The sequence below is a fragment of the Pontibacter sp. GD7 genome (assembly GCF_058216375.1).
On sequence record NZ_JBYZMP010000015.1, the window covers coordinates 74,033 to 85,084 of the forward strand.

General features: G+C 48.9%; 7 protein-coding genes. 5 read left to right on the forward strand and 2 right to left on the reverse strand.

Annotated elements, in window-relative coordinates; all coding sequences use genetic code 11:
• Positions 1-38: 38 nt before the first annotated feature.
• Both miaA and AC4BAP_RS17930 read right to left on the reverse strand, forming a co-directional pair.
• Complete coding sequence (gene miaA, locus AC4BAP_RS17925) at positions 39-962, reverse strand: tRNA (adenosine(37)-N6)-dimethylallyltransferase MiaA (RefSeq protein ID WP_490584054.1); 924 nt, start codon at positions 960-962, stop codon at positions 39-41.
• Entirely contained in the window at positions 950-2,038 is a 1,089-nt protein-coding gene (locus tag AC4BAP_RS17930; RefSeq protein WP_490584055.1) for a glycosyltransferase, read from the reverse strand. The genes miaA and AC4BAP_RS17930 overlap by 13 nt, the downstream gene beginning before the upstream one ends.
• A 179-nt stretch (positions 2,039-2,217) precedes the next feature.
• On the opposite strand from AC4BAP_RS17930, the gene AC4BAP_RS17935 reads away from it, so the two are divergent.
• The 5 genes from AC4BAP_RS17935 (at position 2,218) to AC4BAP_RS17955 (ending at position 10,548) form a co-directional block, all read left to right on the forward strand.
• The gene (locus AC4BAP_RS17935; protein ID WP_490584056.1) at positions 2,218-7,431 is read left to right on the forward strand and encodes a PAS domain S-box protein; all 5,214 of its coding nucleotides are present in this window, start codon (positions 2,218-2,220) and stop codon (positions 7,429-7,431) included.
• A gap of 9 nt (positions 7,432-7,440) precedes the next feature.
• Positions 7,441-7,818, forward strand: coding sequence for a response regulator (locus AC4BAP_RS17940; protein WP_490584057.1), 378 nt, complete (start codon positions 7,441-7,443; stop codon positions 7,816-7,818).
• On the forward strand, positions 7,819-8,094 hold the full coding sequence (locus tag AC4BAP_RS17945; RefSeq protein WP_490584058.1) for a hypothetical protein: 276 nt from the start codon (positions 7,819-7,821) through the stop codon (positions 8,092-8,094).
• Positions 8,091-8,852, forward strand: coding sequence for an MBL fold metallo-hydrolase (locus tag AC4BAP_RS17950; protein ID WP_490584059.1), 762 nt, complete (start codon positions 8,091-8,093; stop codon positions 8,850-8,852). Before AC4BAP_RS17945 ends, AC4BAP_RS17950 begins: the two co-directional genes overlap by 4 nt.
• Before the next feature lie 187 nt (positions 8,853-9,039).
• Complete coding sequence (locus tag AC4BAP_RS17955) at positions 9,040-10,548, forward strand: NFACT RNA binding domain-containing protein (protein ID WP_490584060.1); 1,509 nt, start codon at positions 9,040-9,042, stop codon at positions 10,546-10,548.
• Positions 10,549-11,052: the final 504 nt, after the last annotated feature.

Below are 11,052 nucleotides of genomic sequence, written 5' to 3' on the forward strand. Positions count from 1 at the left end.
GTTTTCAATCTAACCATTTAACAATTAACAATTAACAATCAACTATCAATCCGCTCATTGATATGATCCACGATCTCCTGCCATTGTTGTGGGTGGAACCAGGTGTACTCGTCGGGGTGCTTGGTAAACCAGGTTAGCTGGCGCTTGGCGTAGCGGCGGCTGTTGCGCTTTAGCAACCTCACGGCTTCTTCCCAATCATACTTGCCCTCCAGGTAATCGAAAATTTCTTTGTAGCCTACTGTTTGCAAAGCGTTGTGTGCACGGTATGGGTATAAAGCTTTTGCCTCATCAAGCAGTCCCTGCTCCAGCATGAGGTCCATGCGTTGATCTATGCGGCTGTAGAGCTCAGCACGGTCACGGGTAAGGCCTATCTTGATAAACTGAAAGGGCCGTTCACGCTTTTCGCTTGTCCGGAACGAGGAGTAGGGTTTGCCACTGCTCAGGCAAACTTCCAGGGCCCTGATCACACGTTGCGTGTTCGCTTTGTCAACCTGCGCAAAGTATACTGGGTCCAACTCTGACAGTTGCTCCAGGAGCGGCGCTATGCCTTCAGTTTCATACTTGCGCGTAAGCCCGGCCCGGATTTCCGGGTCTACCTCCGGCATTTCATCCATCCCCTCCAGCACCGCACGCACATACAAGCCAGAGCCCCCGGTCATGATCACAACGTCCTTCTCTTTGAACAACTGCTCAAGTAGCTGCAGCACATCTGTCTCAAAAGCGCCTGCATTATACTCCTCTGTTATACTATGCGAGTCTACGAAGTGGTGTTTTATGCCTTGCTGCTCCTGCAAAGTTGGCTTGGCCGTGCCCACGTTCATCTCCCTGAAAAACTGTCTTGAGTCGGCAGAGATGATGTCGGTGCGGTAGTATTTTGCCAGTTGTACACTGAGATCGGTTTTGCCTACCGCTGTTGGGCCAACCACTACCACCAGGTATTTTTGCTTGTTTATACTTGCCATAGTTTCTCGTAAAAACTGATCAGCTTCTGCTCTTCGTGCTGCCAGTTCAGTTCATGTTTAGCCTGCTCACAATTTGCCACCAGTTGGTTATACAGCTTTTCGTCTGTCAGCAGCAATCTTAGCTTCTCCCGAATCTCAGTTACATTTAGTGAGGTAAGCAGGCCTACGTTATACTTCTTGTTGAGGTGGGCATACTCCGGAAAATCAATAACCAGTTGCGGTACTCCGGCATGCACATAATCGAAGAACTTGTTGGCCAGTGAATAGTAATAACTCAGGCCTTTGTTCTCGAGCAGCATCACGCCTACTTTGCAGCCTTTCGTGATCTGGTGCAGCTCTTCTGGCAGCACCTGGCCCTTAAACTCCACTTGCTCCTCCACGTTAAGTTGCCTGGCTAACCTTTTCAGATTCTCCAGAACATCACCGGCACCGCAGATAATTAACTTGGCCTCTAACCCAACCATCGCCTCCAGCAGCGGCTCTAGTCCCCTGCCGGCATTTACAGCTCCCTGGTAAAGTATGGTTGCCGGTTCCTTTGCAACAGGATCGGTTGGCTTTAGCACAGGCATGTTCCGGATCACCTCAAAACGCGTGTTATACTTTTTGTAAAAGATATCGGCAATAGACTGTGTAACCGTGTAGGCATACTTTGTGCGGGTAACTATAAACTTTTCAATGGCTGTCCAGATGCCTTTCACCAGTTTGCGGTCAGTAACCTCTACTACCTCCGGAAAGTACTCGTGGGCATCGTAAATAAAGGGCACTCCCTTTTGTGTGGCCTGAAAGTATAATGGCAGTGCCGTGTCCAGGTCTATGGCACAGATGGCATCATAATTTCGCCTGCCCAGGTAAGCGTACAGGCGCAGCATGTATTCCAGGTAAAACAGCTTGCCTTTGTTATACCTGCATTTCAGGCGATGCTGTTTGTATGGCTGTTGTTGCAATGGCCTGGAATCTGGTTTTTGCCTGCCCAGCAGTTCCACCTCGTAACCATGAGCCGCCAGCGACGAGCAGATCCGCTGCATGCGCTGGTCGTGGTTAAGGTCGGTGGTTACGGCAAACAAAAGTTTCTTCATGGCAACACTTGCAAGTATTTAAGCCTAAATAGCACTAAGAGCAGCTTATACTTGTTTAAGTGCTACAACGCTAAATTTAGCAATGCTTTTTTTGCTAATTTATGACGCAATTTGTAAAATTAATAGAAAGAGTGTGCCGCCCTGCGTAAAATACACTCTCTAACATAGCCGTTTCTGAAATGCCCTATATTCCCACGCTTAGCCCGGATCAAAAGTTAGTACAGATCGCAACCAGCCTTCTGGATGTACTTGAGCAGCTTGCACAGCAAAGCAATGGCCTGCTTGTTGCGCTGCCCAGCGGGCAGGTACTGGCTACAAATAAGCAGGTGCAACGGTTTGTGCCGAAGGCATCTGAGCAAATGCCGGATATGCTTTCTTTGGAACCCGCCGCGTTCAGGGATATAGTTGCCGAATTACAGGCAAGCAAAACAAAATCCGGTAACTTCCCGGCCACATCAGACAACGGACTGATGGTGGTGCATTACAGCATCAGGCTGGTAAACTACCAGGGGCATGCCTTCATCTGTACCGAGCTATCTGGCGTGGGCCAGCCCTCTGCCCTTGTGCCCCTGGACGGCGACAGTTACCACAATGTATTCGACACCAGCGTAGAACCACTGTTTATACTTGACTGCCGGGGCAATTTTATAGACCTGAACCAGAGTGCGCTTAAAATGATACACAAGCCTAAAGAGGAACTGGTGGGTGCATCTATTTACCGCAACTTTGGGCTGAACCTGTTTGAGCGCGTTGCATTAAAAAACCAGATAAACATGGCCCTTACCGGGGCTCCCCAGCGGTTTGAGTGGTGGCTGCACGAGGACAACAAAGAATTGCTGCCAGTTGAGATATCGCTTCAGGCCGGCAGTTTCCGAGACGAGCCGGTTGTATTCGGCTACGTGAAGAACTTGTACGAGGTGATCGGCTCTGAACAGAATATTCGTTTCAGAAACCACCAGCTAGAGTTCGTAAACCAGCTCATAACCGATCTTTCCTCCTCCGACAGCCAGCACGATGTACTGAATTATACTTTAGACAAGCTTATCCAGACAAGCGATGTGACGGGTGGTGCTGTTTATACTTTCAGTCAATCTGAAAATTTGTTGCAGCTCTCGTACTCTGCCGGCGAAACCGGAGAACCAACCCTGCCCGAGCACCTGGTGTTACCAGATGCCCTGATCAATAAGATCCTGAAAAGTGAAAGGCGCAAAGCACTGAACGATGCACGTGATTTTCTGGTGAAGGAAACCCGGCGCGACCTGACAGTAGTGCCGGTTACCACCGAAACAGAGCTGATAGGTTTGGTTTTGATATGGCCAGGCGATGACGCACACATGACGCAATCGTTCGCCGCCCTCCTGGACTTTATCGGAAGCGCCATAGGCAATTATATTTCCAGGCATAGGCTGTTGCACCAGCTTACACTTACCGAAGACAAGTATAAACTTCTATTCGAGGCTTCTTACGACGCCATACTTCTGTTTAAGGACGGCGTGGTGAAGGAATGCAACGAAAAAGCACTGGAACTGTTCAGGTGCTCCCGTGAAGACCTGATCAACCATGCTCCGGCCGATTACTCTCCCGATCTTCAATCGGATGGCGAGCACTCTGGCAAAAAGGCTGATCAGCTGATGCAGCAGGTACTGGAAACTGGCAAGGCTGTTACGTTTGAGTGGGTTACCCGCCGAAAAGACGGGACTTTATTTGAGGCTGAGGTAAACGCCAACAGGCTTAAACTTGAAGGCGATTATTACATACAGGTGTTTTTGCGGGATATAACCCAGCGCAAGCAAGTGCAGCAGACAATGCGCCGCCAGGAAATCCTCAACGAGTCCATGGCGCAGTTCCGCAACTTCCTGGATAAAGTTAACCTGATATACTTTAGTTTGAGTGTTGACGGCATCATCACCTATGTAAATGATTATTTTGTAAAGTACATAGAGTATAGCCGCGAAGAGCTTATCGGGCAGGATTACTTTGAACTGTTGGTGCCGGAGCAGGACAGGGAACAGCGCAGGCAGGAGTTCCTGAACACCCTGGAGACGCGGCAACTGAACACGTACTATGAGCGCGATGTGCTCACCAAGCTGGGACAGAACAAGACGATCCGCTGGAACAGCATGTTCGAGTACAATGCCGATGGAGAGCTGACCGGCGTGACCATGGTGGGCAAGGATATGACCGACAAGCGTATCGCCATGGAAGCCCTGAAAGACAACAAGATACGCCTACAGGACCTCTTCGACAACGCCCACGATCTTATCCAGAACATCTCCGTTGACAACAAGTTTATCTTTGTAAACAGGGCTTGGAAAGAACGCCTGGGCTACACTGACGAGGACATTGAAACCCTGACCCTGAACGACATTGTACATCCTTATTACAAGGCCAAGCTGATCTACCAGCTGCGCAACCTGTACAAGGGAGAGAATGTGAACAAGATCGAGACGGTGTTCCTGACCAAGGCCGGCAAACCGGTGCACCTTATCGGAAGTATAACCTGCAGCTGGCAGGATGGCAAGCCTGTGGCCACACGCGGCATTCTCCACGATATTACAGACCGTATCAAGGCTGAGCGTCTGCAGAAAGTATACTATAGCATTGCCAACCTGGCCATCAGCAGCAAAGACTTAAACTCGCTTTACTCAGCCATACACCGTGAGTTGAGCAAGATCATAGAAACACGCAATATTTACATTGCCCTCTGCGACACAGAGCACAGGCTCCTGAGCTTTGTTTACCTCGTAGACCAGTACGTAGACAAAACATCGCAATCATCATCGCGCCACAGGCCATTTACCAAGGGCCTCTCAGAGTATATCATCCAGTCTGGCAAGCCGCTTTACATGCAAAAGGAAGACCTCCTGAAGCTGGCTGAGGAAGAAGACCTGGTCATACATGGGGTGATACCTGAAGTTATGCTTTGCTCTCCGCTGGCTATCGGCGACAGGATCATCGGCGTGATCACCCTGCAGGACTACCATAACCCGGATGCCTACGTGCACACCGACATTGAGATACTGCACTTTATCTCGAACCAGGTTGCCCTTGCCATTGAGCGTAAACGCAACGAGGAACAGATAAACACCCAGAATGCCCGTTTAAACGCTATTTTCGAGAGTGGTACGCACCACATGTGGTCCCTTAACCGCAACTTTGAGCTTACCTCTTTTAACCGCAACTTTGCCCAGAGCTTTGAGGTAAGGCACGACCAGAAACTTTTGCCTTACACCAGGATTGACAGCTCCGACATGTTGCCACTTCACATGAACTCCTATGGTTTTTGGGAAGAAAAGTATAAACTGGCCTTTAAAGGAGAGCCACAGCACTTCGAGGTGCACCTGCTGGAGCCTGAAAGCTGGCGCGAGGTGTACCTGCACCCCATTTACCTGGAAGACGGTACTTTTGAGGAGATCTCCGGTATAGCCCTCGACATTACTGATAAAAAGAAATCGCAGCTGGCCCTTGCCGAGAACGAAGAGAAATTCAGGCATGTGTTTGAGTCGTTCCAGGATGTGTACTACCGCACTTCCATGGATGGCGAAATAGAACTGATAAGCCCTTCGGTGTACAACCTGATGGGGTACCACGAAGAGGATGTGATCGGCAGAAATGTTAGGTCGTTTTATGCTAGGCAGGAGGACTTTGATGAACTGAAGCGCCTGGTGCTCGAGCACATCAGCATCCGCGATTACGAAGTGGACATGCTGCATAAAGACGGCACAAAAATAGACCTCTTGATCGACTGCCGCATAGCCTATGACCCCGAGGGTAACCCTGTAGCCCTGGAAGGCGTGGCCCGTGACGTATCAGAACTGAAGCGCACACAAAAAGAGCTCTTGGCCTCCAAAGAAGAAGCCGAAAACCTGCTTAAGGTAAAGACACAGTTCTTGGCCAACATGAGCCACGAGTTGCGTACGCCGATGAACGGCATCATCGGCATGATCGATTTGCTGAGCCAGATGAACGTGGACCCGGAACAGAGCGAATATATAGACACGCTGCGTAAGTCTTCTGATGCGTTGCTTGCCATACTTAACGATATACTTGACCTGAGCAAAATACAGGCAGGCAAGCTGATGGTAAGCGAAAATACCGTCGACCTGCACGAGACGATCGGCAAGATCCACTCGCTGTTTGCAAACAGGGCCCAACAAAAAGACCTTAGCTTTACCTATACTATCTCTGAGAAAGCACCACGCTATATTGTTACCGACGAAACCAGGTTGTTACAGATTCTCTCGAACCTTACCTCGAACGCCATTAAGTTTACCAATGCCGGCGATGTAAGTATAAACGTAGCCTGCGAGTGGCTGCAGTCTGACAAGTATAAACTACAGGTTAGGGTAAAGGACTCGGGCATCGGCATCACACCTGAAAACCAGGCACTGCTGTTCACCGATTTTACCCAGCTGGATAACTCCTCCACGAAAACCTTCGGCGGCACCGGCCTGGGCCTGGCTATCTCAAAGCAACTAACCCACCTGCTTGGCGGCGACATCGGGGTAGAATCTATGCCTGGCGATGGTAGTGTGTTCTGGTTTTACATTAAAGTGCGCAAAGCAAGCGAAGCCGAAATTAACGAGCACATCAAGAGCCAGCAGTTGCAGGATGTGGAGCAAAAAGTATTGGACTACAAGCCTGTTGTGCTGCTGGTAGATGATAACCAGATAAACCAGAAAGTGGCGCAGAAGCAACTGGAGCGCCTCGGCTGTACCACAGACATTGCCTCCAACGGTTTCGAGGCCATTGAGTACGCCACCTCAAAACCCTACGACATTATTTTCATGGACATCCAGATGCCGGAGATGGATGGGGTTACGGCCACACAGCACATCAAAGAACAGTTGGGGGCCAGCTGCCCTCCGATTGTGGCCATGACGGCTTACTCCATGAAAGACGATGCGGAGAAATTCATGAGCCAGGGCATGGACGATTATGTGTCTAAACCGGTTAAAAGCGCCGACCTGTACGCCACCATCAATAAGTGGAAAAAAAGCGCGGTACCCGTGGGTTTACCGGAGGAAGAAGAAAGCGAAGACACCCCTGCCGACAGCCCGATCATAGACATGCAAGTAGTAGAGCAATTAAAGCAAATTGGCGGAGAGGATTTTACCAAGCAACTTTATTCTGAATTTGAGCAGGAAGCCGCAGATTTGCTTCAGGAAGCTAAAAAAGAACTGCAGTCACAACAATACAAGAGTATTTTGAGTACATTGCATCAGCTTAAGGGCACCGGCTTTACGCTTGGCATTAACCAGCTGGCAGAAATTGCAAAGCAACTCGAGCACGACATAAAGCACGACAAGTATGAGAACGTGGACGATATGTTTACCGAGCTCCTGGCACAATACGAGAATTACCGAAAAGCATATAAAGAAATTATCATCTAATTTACTCTTATGGCAGAAAAAACAATCCTGATCGCAGAGGACAGCTCTGTAATCCTAAACCTGACAAAAAAGATCCTTGAGCTTCAGAACTACAAGATATTGACTGCAAAGAATGGAGGAGAGGTAATAAAGCAAGTTGAAAACAACAAGATCGACGCTATCCTGATGGACCTGAACATACCTGTGAAAAACGGTATGGACTGCACCCGCGAGATCCGCGCGCATGAGAACAAGGACATCGCCAACATTCCGATCATAGCGGTTACCGGCAATGCCAACAACTACTCAATGGAAGACTTCAAGGAGGCCGGCATTAACGATTATCTGCCAAAACCGCTTGATTTTGACGCACTGGTGTTAACGGTTAAAAAGTATACAGCGCAGTAAATGGAGCTAAAGTATACGCGGCCATTCTTAAACAAACTGGAGGATATTTTTGCAGAGTCGGATTTTGTGCTGCGCTACGAAAAAGGCAACTTTAAAGCCGGTTACTGTGTGCTGAAGGATATGAAAGTGGCTGTGGTAAACAAGTACTTTAGCCTGGAGGGCAAGATCAACTGCCTCTACGATATTCTCCGTACCATTACTGTAGATGAAAGCCGCTTGAGTGAAAAAAACCGGCAACTCTATCAGGAGATCAGAAATCACGAGAAAGCCAATTGAAAGTAACATTCTTAGGCACAGGCACCTCGCAGGGCGTACCCGTTATTGGGTGTAGCTGCGAGGTGTGCCGTTCTGTAGACTACCGTGATAAACGTCTGCGTGTGTCGGTGCACCTGCAGATCGAAGACAAAAGCATCATCATCGACTCGGGCCCTGACTTCAGGCAGCAGGTGTTGCGCGAGCGCATCAAAAAGCTCGATGCGCTGGTATTTACCCATGAGCACAAAGATCATACTGCCGGCCTGGACGATATCCGTGCCTTTAACTTCTCACAGAACAAAGATATACCGGTATTCGGTGAACAGCGTGTGCTCGACCAATTACAGCGGGAGTTTGCCTACATCTTTGCCGATTACAAATACCCGGGCATTCCAAGGGTAGAGCTTAACCCGATCCAGAACGAGACATTTGAGGTAGAGGGCATCCCTTTCACTCCGATCAGGGCTTTACACTACAAGCTTCCGGTTTTCGGGTACCGCGTTGGCGACTTTACCTACATTACCGATGCCAACCACATCGACAAGCAGGAAAAGGAAAAGATCAAAGGCTCCAAAGTAGTCGTATTAAATGCCCTGCGCAAAGAGCCGCATATCTCACACTTCTCCCTGCACGAAGCCGTAGAGCTGTTGGAAGAACTGCAACCGGAAAAGGCTTATCTTACGCACATCAGCCACTTGCTGGGCCAGCACCGCAACGTAGAGCCGCAGCTTCCCGATTTCATCCGGCTGGCCTATGACGGCCTGCAGTTAGAAGTATGATTTGTATCAACTGCTTGACATTTTGACAAAGGATAAAAGACATTTTTTGTTTATACTTAATCATCTGTAACAGTTTCAGGAAATCTCCTTTGTCTTTTGTCAAATTATCTTTTGTCTAAACAAGGTGCATCTTAACTATTATTTTCTTCGCCAACTAGCCACTGAACTCGGTCATAAACTGATTGGCATGAAAGCCATGACTGCCTTTACCCAGAACAAAGGCGAACTTGTGATTGGCTTTGCCAACGAAGATGAGGAATTCTACATACGTGCCCTTCTGACTTCTCAGTTCACATCGCTTTCGTTCCCGAAGGAGTTTAAGCGGGCACGGGCCAACACCATGGAACTGATGGTGCCTTTGCAGGGGCAGGCTGTACAGGAAGTGGTACAACACCAGAACGAACGTAGCTTTTACTTCAGGCTTACCGATGACTTTATACTTCTGTTCAAGCTTTTCGGTAACAGGTCCAACATTATACTTTACCAGCACAACGAGCCAGTAGAGCTTTTCCGGAAAAAACTGAATGCCGATGCCGAGCTAAACCCACTGCAGATGCACCGGCCACTACAACAGAATTTTGAGGCCTTCGCAGATGCAAATGGCAACCTCCGGAAAGTATACCCAACCTTCGGGGAGCTGCCTGCCTTATACCTGGCTCAACAAGGCTATGAGCAGCAACCACTAGAGCAGAAATGGGAGCTGGTGCAGCACATGCTGGATGTACTGGATGCACTTGAAGCATTTTACATCATCCGCCTGGAGGATAAGCTACGCCTATCGCTTTTACCCCTCGGTGAGGTACTTTATACCTACGCCAGCCCTATGGAGGCGCTTAATGCCTATACCCGTTTATACTTGTCCGAAACCGGTTACGAACGGCAGTATACCCAGACCAGGCAGCAATTAGAGCGTAAATTGCATATCACGCAAACCGTTTTAGAGCAATCCGCAGCCAAAATGCAGGAGCTTCAAAACGACAGGTCTTATGCCCAGACTGCCGATGTGATCATGGCAAACCTGACCAAAATTCCGCCCAGAGCAACAGAAGTGGAACTATATGATTTTTATACAGACCACACCCGCACTTACAAACTAAAGCAAGGCGAAACACCGCAAAAGTATGCCGAGCGTTTGTACCGTAAAGCCAAAAATCAGCACCTCGAGGTTAAGCAGCTGGAGGAGAAAGTAGAGCGTAAAACCGAAGAGCTGATCATACTTGAGGATGCCCTGCAGGCACTCTCCGAAGCAACGGACTATAAAAAGCTTAAGCTTTTTATGCGGGAGTACGCCCCGTTGCTCACAAGCAAGCAGCAGGCACAACAGGAGGTCCCTTTCAGGGTGTTTGAAACGGAGGGCTACAAGATACTGGTGGGTAAAAGTGCCCGCAACAACGATGAACTTACCCAACGCCATACTTACAAAGAAGATCTCTGGCTTCATGCAAAGGACGTTTCAGGCTCTCATGTGGTCATCAAGCACCAGGCTGGCAAAACCATACCCAACACCGTGCTGGAAAAAGCAGCCCAACTGGCAGCCTATTACAGCAAACGCAAATCCGACTCGCTATGTCCGGTGCTTTATACTCCGAAAAAGTGGGTACGCAAACCAAAAGGTGCCGCACCTGGCTCTGTGGTGGTAGAGCGCGAGAAAGTTATACTTGTAAAGCCTGAGAATCCGTTTGAGCGACAGCATTAGTTAAAGCATGTGCCCTGGCGCCAGCATCCAGCTGGTGCCTAATAGTGGGTGCGAGTCTCCAGACTCGCTTTTTACAATACCGCCCCTGTTCTCAAGAGGGCAATATCGCAATACCGGGTCAAACCACCCCTACCCCTAGGGTCGTTTCATTCTATTTTTTTGTCATCCTGGAAGGATCTTGGTGGCTGGGAGGACAAGCTTAACCTCCCTTCTCACAAGTTTCTTAACAGAATGACAGAGATTTTTCACTTTTTTATTAGAATGAAACGACCCTACCCCTACCCCTCCTTGGCCAAGGAGGGGAGTTTCTGTTACTGCTAATTTATACTTACTTCCCTGTTGAAATAGTCGTCAGCCAAGAAGTGTCCATCTCAGTTTCTCTGTGGGGGTAGGGGCCACTACTGTTCGAAACCTTACTTAGGTGACTAGTTTTTCCATTTTAGCTGGGTTGCCGCCACATATTAGCACAATCTGCTTTATTATTTCAGTGTCCAGTTCCTCTGT

Excerpts from the sequence above, each read along its gene's own strand:
- miaA (WP_490584054.1), bottom strand. The coding sequence starts at position 962 with ATGGCAAGTATAAACAAGCAAAAATACCTGGTGGTAGTGGTTGGCCCA.
- AC4BAP_RS17930 (WP_490584055.1), bottom strand. The coding sequence starts at position 2,038 with ATGAAGAAACTTTTGTTTGCCGTAACCACCGACCTTAACCACGACCAG.
- AC4BAP_RS17935 (WP_490584056.1), top strand. The coding sequence starts at position 2,218 with ATGCCCTATATTCCCACGCTTAGCCCGGATCAAAAGTTAGTACAGATC.
- AC4BAP_RS17940 (WP_490584057.1), top strand. The coding sequence starts at position 7,441 with ATGGCAGAAAAAACAATCCTGATCGCAGAGGACAGCTCTGTAATCCTA.
- AC4BAP_RS17945 (WP_490584058.1), top strand. The coding sequence starts at position 7,819 with ATGGAGCTAAAGTATACGCGGCCATTCTTAAACAAACTGGAGGATATT.
- AC4BAP_RS17955 (WP_490584060.1), top strand. The coding sequence starts at position 9,040 with ATGAAAGCCATGACTGCCTTTACCCAGAACAAAGGCGAACTTGTGATT.